This window comes from Caballeronia sp. GAWG1-5s-s, from assembly GCF_023631445.1.
Lineage (GTDB): Bacteria > Pseudomonadota > Gammaproteobacteria > Burkholderiales > Burkholderiaceae > Caballeronia.
On record NZ_JALQDC010000003.1, the window covers coordinates 480,873 to 498,372 of the forward strand.

The window sequence follows — 17,500 nt, forward strand, 5'->3', positions numbered from 1 at the left end:
GTTTTTTTTCGCCTGCGAGAACCGTTTACGGTTTCGCAGTCGCCGAGGCGCCCGGCGCGCCCGGCGCGGCCTGAGCCGCGTCCGGCCCGCCGCGATGCTTGCCCCAGCGCTCGTGCATCTTCTGCTGATGCTCGCGCATGCGGGCGAAGTGTTGCTTGAGCGCCGTGCTCACGGTCGTCTTTTGCTGGTCGTTCAGCGCGTTATAGAAGTTGAGCCAGGCGGTCGCCGTCTGCTCGTGCAACTGCATCTGCTGCTGCTCGAGCTTCTGGTGCGCCGCGTGCATCGCGTTCAGGTCCAGAATCGGCTGGTTCTGCATCGACTGGAACTGCTCGCGCATCTGGCGATGGCTTTCCCGCATGGCCTTGTGATTCTGCTTCATCGTGTCGATGGCCGTTTGCCAGAGCCTTTCCTGATCCGTATTCAGCTTGAGCTGGCCGTGCAACTCGTCGAGCTGCTTCTGCATGCGCATTTCCATGTGATGACCGCCGGGCCCGCCCATCATGGCCGGGGCGCCGGGCGGCGGCGCGTTCGGCGCGTCGTTGGTGGCGGCGTGGGCCGCGCCGAAGGTCAGCGCGAGTGCGGTAGCAGCGGCGGCGAGAATGCGATATTGCTTGCTCATCGTGAGACTCCCTGATTGATGTCGGAGCCGAATGCGCGGATTTCGTTGAGACCGCGCTTGGTCGGTGAGACACAGCGTAGTGGCTCGTACCGGCGCGCGTGTTACCGGGGCGGCGTTTCGTATTACGCTGGTTTACGCGCTGCTTTCGCGGTAACACCCCGTAACCCTTTGCGGCGCGAGAGCCGCCGAGCGGGCGGGGCTCACGCGCTAAACTCCCTCTCATGACTACACAAATTCTTGTCGTCGACGACGACGCCGAACTGCGCGATCTCTTGCGCGACTATCTGGTCCGGCAGGGCATCGAAGTATCGGTGCTGCACGACGCCGGTTCGCTCGAACGCCGTATCGAGCGCGAGCGCCCCGATCTGATCGTTCTCGATCTGATGATGCCGGGCGTCGACGGCCTGACGGCGCTGCGCAAGCTGCGCGCATCGGGCGACGACATTCCCGTCATCATGCTGACCGCGCGCGCGGACGACGTGGACCGCATCGTCGGTCTGGAACTCGGCGCGGACGATTATCTCGGCAAGCCGTTCAACCCGCGCGAACTGCTCGCGCGCGTGCAGGCCGTGCTGCGCCGCCGCCGCACCATTCCGTCCGCCGCGCCCGAGCAGCGCGAGCCGTATTCGTTCGGCCGCTTCCGCCTGGACTTCCAGTCGCGCACGCTGCAACACGACGAAAAGCCGATCACGCTGTCCGGCAGCGAATTCGCGCTGCTCAAGATTTTCGTGAACCACCCGATGCGCACGCTCACGCGCGAGCGCCTGCTCGAACTGCTGCACGGTCCTGAATACGACGGCACCGACCGCGGCATCGACGTGCAGGTGTGGCGCCTGAGGCGCATTCTTGAGAGCGATCCTTCCGCGCCGCGCTTCATCCAGACGGTGCGGGGACGCGGCTACGTGTTCGTGCCCGACGGCGAGCAAAATGCGCCGGCCCATTGATTCGCTGTTCGGCCGGCTCGTCGTTCTGGTCATCGGCGTGCTGGTGCTCTCGCACCTCGCGTGGTTCGCCGTCATCCGCGTCGAGCGCGACTACTCGCAAACGCGCTATGCCGTCGAGGAAGCGGCGTTCCTCGTCGAAGCGGTGCGGCAGCACATCGCGAACAATCCGGAGCAGCCGTTGCCCTCGCGCGTGCGCATCGTGCCGCTGCAAGCCGCGGATGTGCCGCAGCCCGCGAGCGGCGACGAGCTTCCGCGTCCGCTCTCGCGCTTCATCGAGGACATGAAAGACCGCTTGCCGGACGGCACCGACGTGCGCCCCGGCCCGCCCGGCGCGCCGCCGAGCGTCTGGGTCCACGGCGCGAAGGACGCGGGCTGGATCGTCGTGCCGGTGCAGCCGCTGCGCCCGCCGCGCTCGCGCGACCGCATGCTCGTGTGGCTTGCCATCATCTTTTCGACGGCCGTGCTGGCGGCGCTCTTCGCCGCATGGCAGTTGCAGTCGCCGCTGCGCTCGCTCGCGCAGGCGGTCGCGCGCTTCGGACGCGGGCAGCCCACGCCGCCCGTGCCCGAGCGCGGCCCGCGCGAGTTGCGCCAGCTCACGCACGGCTTCAATCAGATGGTGCGCGAAGTGTCGCAAAGCGAGAGCGACCGCGCGGTGATGCTGGCGGGCGTCGCGCACGATCTGAAGACGCCGCTTGCGCGCCTGCGCCTGCGCGCCGAAATGATGGACGACGAGAAAACGCGCGACGGCGTGGTGCGCGACGTCGATTCCATGGCGCATATCGTCGATCAGTTTCTCGTCTTCGCGCACGACCGACCGGACGGCAGCGAGCCGGTCGCGGTGGATCAGCAGTGCGAGCGCGTCGCGCGGGCGTATCGCGCGGTCGCACCGGGCGCGGATACCGTGCGCCTGAAGCTCGAAGCGGGGCCGGGCTTCGTGCTGCCGGCCGCGACGCTCGACCGCCTGCTCTCGAACCTGCTGGACAACGCGCATGCTTATGGCGCGCCGCCCATCGTCATCGAGACGCGGCGCGAGGCGAAAGGCTGGGTGCTGTCCGTGTCGGACCACGGCAAGGGCATTGCGCCCGACGACCTCATCAAGGCGAGCCGCCCGTTCGTGCGGCTGGATCCGGCGCGCGGCGGCAGCGGGCATAGCGGCCTCGGGCTCGCCATCGTAGAGCGGCTCGCGCGGCGCGCGGGCGGCGAGTGCGAGATCGGCAATCAGGTCGATGGCGGCTTGCGGGTCGCGATGACCTTCCCGTTCGATCCCGCCGCGCGGACGGTCACGGCGCGCCGCGCCGGATCGCCGCACGAGGAGCGCGCGTTCTGACCACGCGCCCGTAATTCCGCGAGGCTCAGTCGAACAGCGTCTGAAGCGCCGAGGCCGCCTCGCTATCTACCGTGTTGTACGTCACGGTGGACGCCTCGAAGATGTAGTGCGTCGTGTACTTGCCGAGGCGCGACAGGATTTCCTCCTGAATCACCTCGGGCGCGAGGTCGATCTTCAGATACCACGCGGTGGACGACAGCCGCGTCTGGAACGACCCGTACTCCGCGAGCAATTGGTCGAACGTTTCAGCGTCCTGATCGCGGCACACGATGACCAGATTTCCCTTCATGCAATCCTCCCGATAACAGCCACGCAGTCGATACCCAGCACCGATGATACCTGCGCGGACATGTCCGCGTGGCGACGAGGGACATGCAAGCGGCGCTACTTGCCGGCGAGCGAGTCTTCGGTGTGGCGTGTGGCCGGCGGGTCGGCGGGGCGCACTTCGCTGCGGTCGCGCCCGCGCGACTTCGCCTCGTAGAGCGCGAGATCGGCGCGCGAGAGCATCCATTCGAGCGCGTCGTCGCTCGCCTGTTCGGTGATGCCGATGCTCACCGAAAGCACCGCATCGTCCGGTAAATGCGCGCAGTGCTCGTGATGAAAGCGCTTGCGCAGCCGTTCGAGCACGGCTTGCGCGTCGGCGAGCGACGTCTGCGGCAGCAGAATGCCGAACTCCTCGCCGCCGAGCCGCCCGATCGCATCGCTCGGACGAAGCTGCTCGCGGCAGACTTCCGCGAAATGCTCGAGCGCGCGGTCGCCTGAAGCGTGCCCATAGCGGTCGTTGATCTGCTTGAAATGGTCGAGATCGGCGATGGCGACCGACAGCGGCGTGCCGGTCGAGCGCGCCAGTTCGACCTCTTGCCGCAGCGTGTCGAGGAAATAGCGGCGCGACAGGGCGCCCGTGAGCGCGTCGTGGCGCGCTTCCGCCGACAAGAGCGTATTGGCCGATTGCAACTGCTCCGCCAGATCACGCGTTGCGCGATGCAGCCTGCGCTCGCGCGAATACGAGGTGGCGATCACCACGGCGAGCGTCACGACGCCCAGCATCGTGAGGAACACGAGCAGGCGGTCGCGGCTATGGTTGCGCGTGATTTCTGTCCAGCTGGTGAGCGGGTGGACGATATGCGCCGACAAGCCCGAGTTGAGGCCGGTGCGCTCGTCGTACAGCGAGGGCACGGTGTCGCCGTTGACGGCGAAAAAGCCCTTCGCGAGCGCGGGCGCGAGCCAGGGCGCCGACTGCCGCATGCGCTCGCCGACGTTTTCGATGCGCAGCGGCGCGAACGCATCGCGTCGATAGTGTTCGAGGCGCTCGCGGGCCGTCATGCGGGCGATGGCCGCATCCGGCATCGCCCGATATTCGAGCCGGCCGTCGTGCGCCATCACCACGACGCCGTTCTCGTCGGTGACGAACGTGCCGGGGCGCGACACCCAGTGCCGCAACCGGTCGATGCTGACCTTCGCGATCACCGCGCCGACCAGGAGCCCGTCCTGATACACGGGCGCGGCGATGAAGATGCCCGGTTCGCCCGACAGCCGGCCGACGCCGTACATTTCGACGAAACCGCCGAGCAGCGCCCGCACGACATACGCGCGGCCGCTCATGTCGTAGCCGATGAAGCTGTCGTCTTCGCCCGCGTTGCTCGACGCAATGCAGTAGCCCTGTTCGTTCACGAGCCAGAGCGAGTCGAGTCCGGAGAAGCCCTGCGCGTCGTGCAGGAAGCGGTTCACCTTGTCGAGTCCGGGCCGGGCCATCCATTGCTGGCGCCGCACGTTTTCCGTCGCCTTCACGCTCGACGCGTAACGCCGCGACTCCGACAGCGCGCGCTGCGTGACGTCCATCTGCGCGAGCGTCGCGGGAATGGCGCGGGACATGGCGAGGTCGCTCGCGATGATCTGCGCCATGTTGTCGACGATGGAGCCAGCCATCTGTCGTTCGGTGCGCACGGTCGCGGTCATCTCCTGCTGTACCATCCGGTCCGACAGCAGCCCGGCGGCAACCCAGCACCCGAGCGCGAGCAACGCGAGGCAAAGCGTCGCGATGGCACGGTGCAGGAGGAGCTTGTTCATTGGTCGGGCCCGTGTCGCGGCGTCACGCCACGGCCATCGGGTGTTCGGCGCGTGCTCGCGACGCGGCCGCGAGAAGCGCTGCGCCGGGCGTGGCCGATTCGCGCGGGGACTCGCCGTCACGGGCCAAAAACGCGATAATCGCCGCCCTGAGGCGGGCGGTCAGCCGGCTTGCCCGGGCGCGTTCATTGCGTCTGTCAGGCGCGGCGGCGGCGGTCTGTGCATGCGCGCGAGCTTCGGGCGTGCGGCCAGAAAGGTGTCTCGTGTCCGTCGGACGGCCTTCCGACTCGATCTTGGCGTCTCGCATTGCATCGGCGCTCATTTATTGTTTGTGACAAGCCCAGATTGGACGATGTTTTTCGTCGTCTATCAAGCGCCTTATTACTGCGAAAGGCGTTCGCCCAACACATTGCTTCGCAACCACGCGGTTCGCTTGCCGCGGCGGCCCGCTTGTGCGTGCGTTCGGCGCGATGGCGGGCCGAAAGCGCGCTGCAAGGATGAAGCGGCGCGCGCCGGTTTGCGCCGGCCCTTCAGTTCGGCCCGGCCGTGCCGATGAGCAACAGAAGCCGCACGCCGCGAGTCAAAGTTCGGCGCGAAGGTTGTGCCTGTCATCGTGAGTGGTGTAGTGTCGCTCGGTTCAGCGCGAGCGCGTGTCGTCCGGCGGGCGGCCGGACGCGTTGAACCTGTTGAACCCGTCGTGCGTCATCGCGCGCCGTCGCGGCAGCTACAGTGAGGGGGCTCGCCCGGACGACGGCACTGGCCGTCTCGAGCATCATCCGCGCCTTGCGCGGTCGTAACACAGCCTTACGGGGAGGGCCTTGAATGGAATTTGGTTTCAATCTGAATCGCACGGCGAACGCGTCCGCCTGGCGGCTCCTGCCCAACCGCTGGGACTTCGTGGCGTTCCCGATGATCATCTGCATCATCGCGCTCGCCGCTGTCGGCTTCCACGAAACGCTCGCGCCCATCTCGACCCTGCAGACGCAGGCGATCTCGCTCGACCCCGCGAATCTCCCCGAATATGCGTTGCGAACGACCTTGCGCATGCTGGCCGCGATGGTCGCGTCGCTCGTCTTCACGCTCGCCTACGGCACGCTCGCCGCGAAGAGCCGGCGCGCGTCGCTCGTGCTCGTGCCGATTCTCGACATCCTCCAGTCGGTGCCGGTGCTCGGCTACATCTCTTTTACCGTCACGTTCTTTCTCGCGCTTTTCCCTGGGCGCGTGATCGGCGCGGAGTGCGCGGCCATTTTCGCGATTTTCACGAGCCAGGCGTGGAACATGACGTTCAGCTTCTACCAGTCGCTGCGCACGGTGCCGCGCGACCTGGACGAAGTCTCGCGCGGCTTTCACCTGACCAACTGGCAACGCTTCTGGAAGCTCGAAGTGCCGTTCTCGATGCCCGGCCTCATCTGGAACATGATGATGTCGATGTCGGGCGGCTGGTTCTTCGTCGTGGCCTCCGAGGCGATCACGGTCGGCAATCGCAGCATTGTGCTGCCGGGCATCGGCGCGTATCTCGCGGCGGCCATCGGCGAGCGCAACCTCGGCGCGATCGGCTGGGTGATTCTGGCGATGACCGTTGTGATTCTTGCCTACGACCAGTTGATGTTCCGCCCGCTCGTCGCGTGGGCGGACAAGTTCCGCATGGAGAACACGAGTTCGGGCAACGCGCCGGAATCGTGGCTCCTCGACCTGATTCGCCGCACGCGCCTGATTCACCGGCTGCTCGTGCCGGCGGGATGGATTCTCGCCAAAGCGGCGCGCGTGCCGATCAAACTGCCGTCGCTGCAAGGCGTGAAGCTGCCGCTGCGCGCGCCGGTGTCGTCGACGCGCGCCGGCGATATCGCGTGGGGCGCGGCGGTGCTCGTGATTACCGCGTACGTGGTCTGGAAGGTGGTGTCGTTCGTCGCGACGGGCGTCACCTGGGGCGAAGTCGGGCATGTGTTCGTGCTCGGCTTCATCACGCTGCTGCGCGTGGTGGTGCTGATCGCGATTGCGTCGGTGATCTGGGTGCCGATCGGCGTGCTCATCGGCCTGCGCCCGGCGCTCGCCGAGAAGTTCCAGCCGCTCGCCCAGTTCCTCGCGGCGTTTCCGGCCAACCTGCTGTTTCCGGTGTTCGTCGTCGGGATCGTGCGCTGGCACCTGAACCCGGATATCTGGCTGTCGCCGCTCATCGTGCTCGGGACGCAGTGGTATATCCTTTTCAACGTGATCGCGGGCGCGTCGGCCTATCCGAACGATTACCGCGAAGCCGCGACGAACTTCCAGATTCGCGGCTGGCAGTGGTGGAAGAAGGCCATGCTGCCGGGCATATTCCCGTACTACGTCACCGGCGCGATCACCGCTTCGGGCGGCGCGTGGAACGCGAGCATCGTCGCGGAAGCGGTGTCGTGGGGCAAGACCAGTGTCGTCGCGCACGGACTGGGCGCCTATATCGCGCAGAACACGGCCGATGGCGACTACCCGAAGATCATTCTCGGCATCGCGGTGATGTCGCTCTTCGTGACGCTGTTCAACCGCCTGTTGTGGCGCCCGCTGTACGCCTACGCCGAAGCGCGGCTTCGACTGGATTGAGGACGAGTTCCGATGCAGAACCTTAAAAATACCCAGACGCCCGCCCAGCAGGCGGCGGTGCGCACTCCCGGCACGCCCGCCGGCGCGCCGGCGTCGGCGTCGCTGAAGCCGCCGCGCCTCGGCGCGGAGATTCTGCGCGTGCAGAACGTGAGCCGCGGCTTCAACAAGACGCAGGGCGAACTGCTCGTGCTCGACGACGCGAACCTCTCGCTGCGCGAAGGCGAGATCGTCGGTCTGCTCGGGCGCTCGGGCTCGGGCAAGTCGACGCTGCTGCGCATCATCGCCGGACTGATCGAGCCGACCGACGGCGAAGTGACCTATCTGAACGAGCCATTGCGCGGCCCGGCGAAGGGCGTCGCGATGGTGTTCCAGACCTTCGCGCTCTTTCCGTGGCTGACCGTGCTGCAAAACGTGGAGGCCGGTCTGGAAGCGCAGGGCGTGGGCGCGCGGGAGCGCCGCGAACGGGCGCTCGCGGCGATCGACCTGATCGGTCTGGACGGCTTCGAAAACGCCTATCCGCGCGAACTGTCGGGCGGCATGCGGCAGCGCGTGGGCTTTGCGCGGGCGCTCGTCGTCGATCCGACGCTGCTCCTGATGGACGAGCCGTTTTCCGCGCTCGACGTGCTGACCGCCGAAAACCTGCGTACCGACTTGCTCGATTTGTGGACGCAGGGCCGTCTGCCGATCAAGTCCGTGCTGATCGTGACGCACAACATCGAAGAAGCGGTGTTCATGTGCGACCGCATTCTCGTGCTGTCGTCGAATCCCGGCCGCGTGATGGCCGAGATCAAGGTGCCGTTCAAGCACCCGCGCAACCGGCTGGACCCGGCGTTCCGGCGCCTGGTGGACGACATCTACGCGAAGATGACCGCCCGCCAGCTCGACGACGCGAAGAAGAAGGGGCTGGAGCTCGGAAGCTGGCTGCCGTCCGTGTCGACGAACCTGATGGCCGGTCTCATCGAAACGCTCGCCGCCGAGCCGTACCACGGCCGGGCGGACATGCCGGAGATCGCGCGGACGCTGCATCTGGAAGTGGACGACCTGTTCCCGATCGCCGAAGTGCTGCAACATCTCGGTTTCGCGGACGTGCGCGAAGGCGACATCTATCTGACGCCGCAGGCCCGCGTGTTCGCGGAATTCGGCACGCAGGAACGCAAGATGATGTTCGCCGAGCACTTGCTGCGGCATGTGCCGCTCGCCGCGCGAATCAAGAAGGTGCTCAACGAGCGGCCGGGGCATCGCGCGCCGCGCGTGCGCTTCGAGCAGGAACTCGAAGACTTTCTCTCCGATAAAGCCGCGCAGGAGACGCTCGATGCGGTCATCGACTGGGGACGTTACGGCGAGATTTTCTCGTATAACGACCAGACGGAGATGCTGAGTCTGGAGGATGTGGAGGCCTGATTTGGCCGTCCGTCGCTCAGACAAAGGCGCGGTTTCCGGAGACGGAAACCGCGCCTTTGATCTTCACGACGGAGAACGCGAGTAGACGCCCAAGCTGATTGCGCAGTTCCTCGCCCAAATAAAAAGCGCGGTTCCCGAAAACGGAAACCGCGCTTTTTTGCGCGCGCCGCGTGTGCTCTACGCCTACTGCAAATTGCCCCAACGCTCGACCGCTGGCTCCGCCGACGCCCACTTCCAGCCTTCCGTCTGCTTGCACGCGCTCGCCACGAACCACTCGGCGTGCGCATTCGCATCGTCGCCGTCCGCAACGGAGAACGCGAACTCCTTGCAGCTTGCCAGCGCGTTGTCGAACTCGCGCAGCACGCGCACATCGCCGTGGCCGTTTTCGATCGGCAACGTGTGCTTGACCTTCCATGGGCGCGTCTCGCCGACGGCCGATACGCCCGCCGCAGCCGCGATGGCTACTTGCTGATCCGTATGCAGCGACTTCGACACGCGCTTCACGGCTTCGTCGGTGGCGGCCTGCACCGCGATGCCGACGCCTAAGCCGATGGCCGGATTCGTCGTCACGGCGCCTGTCGCGATGCCCGCGACCGCGCCTGTGGCCGCGCCGATGGACGCGCATCCGCTCATCGTCACGCACGCGGCGGCGACCGCCACGGCAAGCGAGAAGCGCAGCGCGGGATGAACTGCGAGCCGCACCGTCATTGCAGCGAGCCCCAACGCGGCGTGGCGGGTTCGGCCGACGCCCATTTCCACTTGTTGCCATCGCGGCAGACGGACGCGACGTAGAACGCGCTGTCGGCGGGGCGGTCCTTGGTGGCGTCGCGATCGACGGAGAACACGATTTCCTTGCAGTCGAGCGCGCCGCTGCTGATCGTGCGGCTGACCGTCACCCGGCCTTTTTCGTCTTCTTCGAGCGGGATCGAATGCGTCACGACCCATGGGGCCACGGCGCCCACCGCGAGCGGGCCGGCAACCGCCGCGATCTTGTCCTGCGTATCCGTGTGCACGATGCGCTGCGTGTACTGCACGCCCGCTCGCGCCGCCGCTACCGCGCCTAAGCCGATGCCGGTCGCCACGGCGGCGTTGTCCGTGACCTTGGCCGCCACGGCCGCGCCCGCGATACCCGCGCCCGCTGTCGCGCCTTCGCTATAGAGGGAATTGCATCCGCTGAGCGTCAGGCACGCAATGACGCCGCTCGTGATCGCGGCAAGCGCGGCGGCGCGCTTGCCGCGCCGGGGGACACCAATCTGCATATTGCTTTTCCTTCGTCTGCCGTTTTTTCTCGCTGCGGTCTTCGGAAAGGCCGCAGCCGACGTTCCTTCGAGCAGGCACTCGGGTGCAAGTCCTGTCGCGGGCTTCGCGCATTTTGAAGCATGCCTCTAATTACCGCTTCGGGAAAATTGCAAGAAATTGCAAGCGGCGGGAACGCGTTGCGGATTTCGTAACGCGGGCCGTGAAGGAAGGACGCCGCAGGAGGCGGCGACGGCCTTCTGCGGCGGTGAGACGAGGATCAGCTTTCGCTGGTGGAAGGGGTGTCGCTCGCGTCGGTGTCTTCGTTTTCGTACGCGCCGAGGCGGTTGTACAGCGTCTTGAGACTGACGCCGAGCGCCTTGGCCGCGCGCCGCTTGTCGCCGCCGCAGTGCTTGAGCGTGCCGAGAATGATCTGCTTCTGCGCGTCGGCGAGCGGCGTGCCGACCCAGACGTTCATCGCATCGCCTTGCGTGACGGGCTTCTTCACCCGAGACGCCAGATGCGGATGCGCGATTTCGACCGTCTTCTCCGCGAGGATGAACGCGCGATAGACCGTGTTCTTCAACTCGCGCACGTTGCCGGGCCACGAATAGGTGCGCAGCACGTCGAGCGCGCGCTTGCTGAAAACCTTGTTCGTGCCTTCCTGCGCGTTCATTTCGGAGAGGAAATGCTGCGCGAGCAGTTCGCGGTCGGCGTCGCGCTCGCGCAGGGGCGGCGCGCGCAGCGGGAACACGGCGAGACGGTACATCAGGTCTTCGCGCAGCCCGTTTTCCTTGACCGCGGCGACCGGATCGCGGTTCGTCGCGGCGATCACGCGCACGTCCGAACTGATCAGATCATTGCCGCCGACGCGAAAGAACGTGCCGGTTTCGAGCGCGCGCAGCAGCTTCACCTGACGCACCGGCGACATTTCCGTCACTTCGTCGAGGAATAGCGTGCCGCCGTTCGCGTGCTCGAAATAGCCGATGCGTCCCTGCACCGCGCCCGTGAAACTGCCTTTCTCGTGGCCGAAAAGCTCGGCTTCGATCAGGTTGTCCGGAATCGCGCCGCAGTTGACGGCGATGAACGGCGCGTCCTTGCGCGCGCTGTGGTCGTGAATCGTCCGCGCGACGAGCTCCTTGCCGGTGCCCGACTCGCCGATGATGAGCGCCGTCGCGTCGGTGGCGGCGACGCGCTCGATCTGCGCGTACAGCTCCAGCATGACGGGCGACGAGCCGTACAGTAGTCCGTAAGACTTCAAACCCGGCACGTCCCCCGCAGAGCGCTTTTTCTGCGCTGGTGTTTCGCCTGCGACAAGCGGCGGGTCAAGATCGGTTGACGCCATAGGTCCTGATAGTTCCTGAGTTCTGCGAATGTGATGGGCGGGCGGCGCGCGGCGCCGTCGGCTGACGCGCCGCCCGTGGGCACGCGCGGTCGCTCGATTCGGCTGAATGTCCGGCGCGGCCGGGTGGGTCCGTGGCGTCGGGCGTCGGCGGCGGCGCGGAAGTGCTGACGCGCTGCGCTGTCGTGCGCCCGATGGCGATGGGTTTCCCTCGAAAGCGTCAGTCCGGAGTCGCGGCGCAACTCGATGATTCGCCGCTGCGACTCTATCTCATAAACGCTATTTAACCATTCGCGACGATATTGCGGCAATGCGTGCCGTCGGTCGGATGGCAATTTGTCTGATTGCGTTTTGCGCCGCGCACGGTATCCGGAAAGGTTCTCCGTGCGCGCCGCGAATTTACAAGTCCACGGCGTAAGAGTTACCCGACAGCCGCGCGTCTATTTCGACTTTTGCGCAGACGCCCGCGGGCGCGCCGCCTTTGCGCGAATGGCACGGAAGCTGCTTCACCTTACTCATCCTTATTCGAATGCCCGAGACGGGAAGCTGAAGAACGGGCAACGGGAGAGGTCGAGCACATCATGGAAGACATTTTCGATTTCGATGTTGCCGCCGACGAGCGCCGCGATCAGGCGGCACAAGCGCGGCCGGCTCGCGACAGGGGCGCGCGGCCGTCGGGCGATCGGCAGGAACTCGCGGCGGGCGAACCGATCGACATCTATCACTGGGCGGCCGTCGCGCTGGTGACGGCGCTGATGTGCGCGGTGCTCGGTTACGCGGCCGGCACGCCCGCGCTGGCTCGCGCCGCCAACGTGACGAGCCTCGTGTTCGGTGTGGCAGGCGGCGCGCTGACGGCGAGCGGCATCATCCGGCGGCTGCGCGCGCGCATGACAGCGAGCGGCGCGCATCGGCCGCTGACCGTGACGGTGCCGAAGGCGCAGTAGTCGCCTGGCCGCTGTAGTTGTAATGAGATCCGCAATTTTGCGGAGGACCCACTTGGCGAGGACTGATTCATGAGTCACACGACTGTCCAGCTTGCGTTGGGCAAGCAGAAGATCATCGAAGACATCAAGGTGCTGCTGAACGACTCGGAAGAGTTGTTGCGCCTGTCGTCGGCGCTGCCGGGCGAGGGCGTCGAGGCGCTGCGCTCGCGTCTGCGCGATCACGCCGACACGGCACGCGCCGCGCTCGAAGACGCGCAGGCGAACGCGCAAAGCCGTTATCGGGCGAGCATCGAATGCACCGAGCGGTACGTGCGCGAGAATCCGTGGCAGTCGCTCGGCATGGCGGCTGCTGCGGGTTTCCTGCTCGCCGCAATCATTTCGCGCTGATCGCGCGGATCGTTCGCCCGTTTCTGACGGGCGCGCGGCATCGAACTCAACGACACGGGAGAGAACAACAATGGCACGGTCATCGATTGGAGTGTTCGGCGCGCTTTTCGCCGTCGGCAGCGTGCTCGCCTGGAAATGGGTGCAGTCGCAGGACGCAAACGGGCGACGCGCCCTCAGCGGCACGAACCGCTGGCAAGGAGGACGCTCGCGCGGCGGAAAGTACGTCGTCGGCGGGACGCCGGACGCCTGGCATTTCCCAAAAAGCTGATCGCGCAATTCGCGTCGGCACCACGCGGTCGGGCGCATCGGCTCACTGCGCCGAGCCCTTCGCGATCCCCACGCAATAGAACGCACGCCCTCGCGGCGTGCGTTTTTATCTTGATAAACCCTTATAATCATTGAACCTCTGCCATAAGTCGCGAATTGGAAAAACTTACGGCTCAGAGACCCAAGCGTGCGGAACTTTCGGAAATTAATCTGTTTTCTGCGCTTCGCGGTCGGGTTTTAGCCCCACGGGCGCCCGACCCGCCAGACGCACCGGCCCGGACGGCCCCAGTCGCCCGGAGAAGACCACGCCGCCACGCGGCGTGTGACCCTGAAACGCTTTGGAAGAATTCGAGACGCAATGCCACACGTATTGATTGTCGATGACGATCCCAGTACCCGCGAGGCGCTAGCCGCGATCATCGGCGAAGACGGACTGACCACGGCCACCGCCAGCGATCTGCGCGAAGCGCGCATCCAGCTCGTGCGGCAGACGCCGGACGTCGTTTTCACCGACCTGAAACTGCCCGACGGAACGGGCGTCGACCTGTTCGAAGATCTCGATCCGCGCTCCGGCGTGGAATTTATCGTCATCACCGGGCATGCGACGGTCGAATCCGCCGTGAGCGCGCTCAAGATGGGCGCCGCCGATTACCTCGTCAAGCCCATCAACATGCAGCGCGTGAAGGCGATTTTGTCGCGCCTGCCGCGCGCCGGCGATCTGAAGGCGGAAATCGGCACGCTGCGCGGCGAGTTGCGCCGCATGGGCCGTTTCGGGCTCATGCTCGGCAATTCGCCCGCCATGCAAACGGTCTACGACCAGATCGGCCGCGTCGCGCCGACGGCGGCCTCCGTGCTGCTGATCGGCGAGTCGGGCACGGGGAAGGAAGTCGCCGCCCAGACGCTGCATGAGCTCAGCCTGCGCCGCAAGCATTCGTTCATCGCGGTGAACTGCGGTGCGATTTCGCCGAACCTGATCGAGTCCGAAATGTTCGGTCACGAACGCGGGTCGTTCACGGGCGCGGATCGTCAGCACAAGGGTTATTTCGAACGCGCGAACGGCGGCACGCTGTTCCTCGACGAAATCACCGAAATGCCGATCGAACTGCAGGTGAAGCTGCTTCGCGTGCTGGAGACGGGCATGTTCATGCGCGTCGGCACGACGAAGGAAATCGAGACCGACGTGCGCCTGATCGCCGCGACGAACCGCGATCCGGAGCAGGCCGTGCTCGAAGGCAAGCTGCGGCTCGACCTATACCACCGGCTCAACGTGTTCCCGATCAACCTGCCGCCGCTGCGCGAACGCGGCAAGGACGTGGAGCTGCTCGGACAGGCGTTCCTCGACGAGCTGAACGCCCGTTACAACACGAAGAAGGACTTCCCGCCGGCGGTGCGCGAGATGCTCGCGTCGTACAACTGGCCGGGGAACGTCCGCGAACTGAAGAACTACGTGCAGCGCGCGTACATCATGTCCGGCTCCGATTCCGACAGCACCGCGACCGTCCCGCTGCAAATCTCGCTGTCGCGGCCTTCGTCGGGCACGGCGGTGACGATTCCGTTCGGGACGTCGCTTGCGCAAGCGGATCGGCAACTGATTCTCGCGACGCTCGAACAATGCGGCGGCGTGAAGACGAGGGCGGCGGAAATCCTCGGCATCAGCCTGAAAACGCTCTACAACCGGCTCGTGGAGTACGGCGAGGATGCGAACAAGGCGGCCGTCGGCGAAGGCGGAGACGTGAACGAATCGGAAAGCGAAAATCGCTGAACGTCGCTTATCTTCACATGAAAACAACGCCCGCTGCTTGCAAAAAGCGCGGGCGTTTTTGTTGGCAGGCGCGCTTTCAGCAACGATAATGACAGGAATGGACGCGTCGGCCGAGGTGAAATCAGGGGCATAACCCTTGCTGCCGATCCATGCGACATCCGCGTTCGACGGGACAGCAGCCGCTCTCCGGACGAAGATGCAACCACGATCACAAGACCGCAAGGAGCCCGCAATGTCCGATTTCGCCTCCGAGCGCGCGCCGTTCAGCGCGCAGACGCCACAGCCGCCGGACCCGCCGGTGACGCCGCCCGATCCGCCGCCGCCGACGCCGATTCCGCCCGATACGAATCCAGACCCGACGCGCGATCCGCCCGAGCCGCCGACGCAGCCGATCGGCGATCCGCCGCCCGGGCCGAACGAAACACCGCATGTCCGCTGACGCGCGCGAGCCGCGGCGGACCGATTCACCGATGTCGTGCAAGCCTTGAACAATCTTCCATCCCGAGCGTAGGGATTACAACAGACAAAGTACGAATGACCGGCGTCGCCTACGGTGGCCGGTCGTTTCTTCTCAAACCGCGCTGCCGGCAGTCGCAAGCAAAGCCAGCAGCGCATCGGTCCGACGCCGCCGAGGTCCATTCGCGACGGCCTTCTTTCTGGAGGCATCAATGAGGCATCCCGCACTGCGACGCTCCGCGCGTCATTCGTCCAAGCGCGAAGCCCGCGCCGAAGCCGCGAAAAACGGCGCCGCGCCGACGTCGGTCACGCCGCCTGCGCATCACGACCCGGCCGGTCAGAACCGCCCTGCGCCTGGCGTTCCGCCCGATGGCGAACACAACCAGGGCGGCGTGCGCTCCGAAGGCATCGACTATCAGCGCGACCTCGGCTCCGAGCAGGACGCGTGAGCGTCATCCGCCCGGGCCAACCATCACAAGCATAAAGTTCTACGCGGCTGCGTTTCGCCGCGTGTTTTCGTTCGCCGGTAACATCTGGATACGAATTTCCCACTCGATAGCGGGCAAAAAGGCATAGGACTTGCATGTTTCTCGTCGCCAATTGAGCAGCAACGATAACTGATGGAGTGACGCCGTAATGAGCAGATTGATCGTGGTATCGAATCGCGTCGCGCCGGTCCAGGAAGGCAAGCCCAGCGCGGGCGGGCTCGCGATCGGCGTGCTGGACGCGCTCAAGGAGACGGGCGGCGTGTGGTTCGGCTGGAGCGGCGAGATCGTCGGCGAAGCGGCCGCGCCCGTTGTCGAGAAAAACGGCAACGTGACCTATGCCACCGTCGGACTCACGCGGCGCGACTACGACCAGTACTACCGCGGCTTCTCGAACGCGACGCTCTGGCCGACCTTCCACTATCGCAACGACCTCTCGCGCTTCGACCGCGAAGAATACGCAGGCTACATGCGCGTGAACGCGACGCTCGCCGCGAAGCTGAAGACGCTGCTGCAGCCGGAAGACATCATCTGGGTCCACGATTACCATCTGCTGCCGTTCGCGCAGGAGTTGCGCAAGATCGGCGTGACGAATCCCATCGGCTTCTTCCTGCACATTCCGTTTCCGGTGCCCGAAGTCATGCGCACGGTGCCGCCGCACGAGGAACTGATGACGGCGCTATGCCAGTTCGATGTCGTCGGCTTCCAGACGGAGAGCGACAAGCAGTCGTTCATCGACTACATCGAGCGCAGCGGCCGCGGCCATTTCAGCGACGACGGCATGTTGCAGGCGTTCGGGCGCATGCTGAAGGTGGGCGCGTATCCGATCGGCATCTATCCGGACGCGATCGCGAAAGCCGCCGAGCAATACTCGACGCGCAAGCAGGTCAAGAGCCTGCGCGACTCCATGCGCGGCCGCAAGCTCATCATGAGCGTGGACCGGCTGGATTATTCGAAGGGTCTCGTCGAGCGTTTTCAGGCATTCGAGCGGCTTCTGCTCAACGCGCCGGGCTGGCACGGCCGCGTGTCGCTCGTGCAGATCGCGCCGCCGACGCGCGCCGACGTGCAAACGTATCAGCGCATCCGCCAGAATCTGGAAGGCGAGGCGGGGCGCATCAACGGGCGTTTCGCGCAGCTCGACTGGACGCCGATTCAGTACCTCAATCGCAAGTACGAACGCAATCTGCTGATGGCGCTGTTCCGGCTGTCCCAGGTCGGCTATGTGACGCCGTTGCGCGACGGCATGAATCTGGTCGCGAAGGAGTACGTCGCATCGCAGGACCCGGAAGATCCGGGCGCGCTGGTGCTCTCGCAGTTCGCGGGCGCGGCGGATCAGTTGCCGGGCGCGCTCGTCGTCAATCCGTTCGATCTCTCGCAGATGTCCGAGGCGCTGGAGCGCGCGCTCTCGATGCCGCTCGCCGAACGCCAGGCGCGCCACGCCGACATGATGGCGCCTTTGCGCAAGAACAACCTCTCCGTCTGGCGTGATTCCTTCCTGTCGGATCTGCGCAGCGTCGCGACGGCGACGTCCGTGACGGCGAAAACGGTCAAGACGGTGAAGCAGGGCGCATCCGAAGCGAAGCGGGCGGCGCGGGCCTGATCGCTCGGCCGCCGCTTCACCACGAAGCCCCGCACATCGAAAGAAGCGCGGGGCTTTTCACTTGGGCGATGCCAAGCGCGGAACGGTCCTTG

Annotated in this window: 17 protein-coding genes; 11 read left to right on the top strand and 6 right to left on the bottom strand. The window is 65.8% G+C overall.

The annotated features are described in order from the left end of the window. Positions 1-25: 25 nt before the first annotated feature. Positions 26-619: a Spy/CpxP family protein refolding chaperone gene (locus NCR34_RS04680; RefSeq protein WP_248321671.1), complete on the bottom strand. Its 594-nt coding sequence runs from the start codon at positions 617-619 to the stop codon at positions 26-28. 221 nt (positions 620-840) lie between these two features. Between NCR34_RS04680 and NCR34_RS04685 the strand changes: the two genes are divergently transcribed. Continuing rightward, positions 841-1,563: a response regulator gene (locus tag NCR34_RS04685; RefSeq protein ID WP_175939816.1), complete on the top strand. Its 723-nt coding sequence runs from the start codon at positions 841-843 to the stop codon at positions 1,561-1,563. Next, positions 1,547-2,890 carry an ATP-binding protein gene (locus NCR34_RS04690; protein WP_248321672.1) on the top strand — a complete coding sequence of 448 codons (1,344 nt, stop codon included), beginning with the start codon at positions 1,547-1,549 and terminating at the stop codon, positions 2,888-2,890. Before NCR34_RS04685 ends, NCR34_RS04690 begins: the two co-directional genes overlap by 17 nt. A 25-nt stretch (positions 2,891-2,915) precedes the next feature. Here NCR34_RS04690 and NCR34_RS04695 read toward each other — a convergent pair whose 3' ends face one another. Together NCR34_RS04695 and NCR34_RS04700 are read right to left on the bottom strand one after the other, a co-directional pair. Beyond that, on the bottom strand, positions 2,916-3,179 hold the full coding sequence (locus tag NCR34_RS04695) for a double-stranded DNA-specific endonuclease (RefSeq protein ID WP_175939818.1): 264 nt from the start codon (positions 3,177-3,179) through the stop codon (positions 2,916-2,918). 95 nt (positions 3,180-3,274) lie between these two features. Continuing rightward, a complete protein-coding gene (locus NCR34_RS04700) occupies positions 3,275-4,957 on the bottom strand; it encodes a sensor domain-containing diguanylate cyclase (protein ID WP_248321673.1) in 1,683 nt (560 codons plus the stop codon). 819 nt (positions 4,958-5,776) lie between these two features. Here NCR34_RS04700 and NCR34_RS04705 point away from each other — a divergent pair. After that, positions 5,777-7,528 (top strand): ABC transporter permease, encoded by a 1,752-nt coding sequence (locus NCR34_RS04705; protein WP_248321674.1) that lies wholly within the window; start codon positions 5,777-5,779, stop codon positions 7,526-7,528. Between the two features lie 12 nt (positions 7,529-7,540). Then, complete coding sequence (locus NCR34_RS04710) at positions 7,541-8,929, top strand: ABC transporter ATP-binding protein (RefSeq protein WP_248321675.1); 1,389 nt, start codon at positions 7,541-7,543, stop codon at positions 8,927-8,929. Between the two features lie 183 nt (positions 8,930-9,112). Here the strand turns inward: NCR34_RS04710 and NCR34_RS04715 are convergent, their stop codons facing one another. From NCR34_RS04715 to NCR34_RS04725, 3 genes are all read right to left on the bottom strand, one after another. Next, complete coding sequence (locus NCR34_RS04715) at positions 9,113-9,637, bottom strand: hypothetical protein (protein ID WP_371747406.1); 525 nt, start codon at positions 9,635-9,637, stop codon at positions 9,113-9,115. Then, positions 9,634-10,188 (bottom strand): hypothetical protein, encoded by a 555-nt coding sequence (locus NCR34_RS04720; protein ID WP_248321676.1) that lies wholly within the window; start codon positions 10,186-10,188, stop codon positions 9,634-9,636. Before NCR34_RS04720 ends, NCR34_RS04715 begins: the two co-directional genes overlap by 4 nt. Before the next feature lie 257 nt (positions 10,189-10,445). Continuing rightward, positions 10,446-11,510, bottom strand: a complete 1,065-nt coding sequence (locus NCR34_RS04725) for a sigma-54 interaction domain-containing protein (RefSeq protein ID WP_244848222.1) — start codon at positions 11,508-11,510, stop codon at positions 10,446-10,448. A gap of 578 nt (positions 11,511-12,088) precedes the next feature. Here NCR34_RS04725 and NCR34_RS04730 point away from each other — a divergent pair. The 7 genes from NCR34_RS04730 (at position 12,089) to otsA (ending at position 17,408) form a co-directional block, all read left to right on the top strand. After that, positions 12,089-12,451, top strand: a complete 363-nt coding sequence (locus NCR34_RS04730) for a hypothetical protein (protein WP_248321677.1) — start codon at positions 12,089-12,091, stop codon at positions 12,449-12,451. A 69-nt stretch (positions 12,452-12,520) separates the two neighbouring features. Beyond that, entirely contained in the window at positions 12,521-12,838 is a 318-nt protein-coding gene (locus tag NCR34_RS04735) for an ElaB/YgaM/YqjD family protein (RefSeq protein ID WP_248321678.1), read from the top strand. Positions 12,839-12,908: 70 nt separating this feature from the next. Further along, positions 12,909-13,106: a hypothetical protein gene (locus NCR34_RS04740; RefSeq protein ID WP_248321679.1), complete on the top strand. Its 198-nt coding sequence runs from the start codon at positions 12,909-12,911 to the stop codon at positions 13,104-13,106. Positions 13,107-13,463: 357 nt separating this feature from the next. Then, positions 13,464-14,867 carry a sigma-54-dependent transcriptional regulator gene (locus NCR34_RS04745; protein WP_175939826.1) on the top strand — a complete coding sequence of 468 codons (1,404 nt, stop codon included), beginning with the start codon at positions 13,464-13,466 and terminating at the stop codon, positions 14,865-14,867. Between the two features lie 232 nt (positions 14,868-15,099). Beyond that, complete coding sequence (locus tag NCR34_RS04750) at positions 15,100-15,306, top strand: hypothetical protein (RefSeq protein WP_248321680.1); 207 nt, start codon at positions 15,100-15,102, stop codon at positions 15,304-15,306. Between the two features lie 229 nt (positions 15,307-15,535). Beyond that, positions 15,536-15,772, top strand: coding sequence for a hypothetical protein (locus NCR34_RS04755; protein ID WP_175939828.1), 237 nt, complete (start codon positions 15,536-15,538; stop codon positions 15,770-15,772). Between the two features lie 187 nt (positions 15,773-15,959). Further along, positions 15,960-17,408, top strand: a complete 1,449-nt coding sequence (otsA, locus tag NCR34_RS04760) for an alpha,alpha-trehalose-phosphate synthase (UDP-forming) (protein WP_248321681.1) — start codon at positions 15,960-15,962, stop codon at positions 17,406-17,408. The last annotated feature ends 92 nt before the right edge of the window (positions 17,409-17,500 follow it).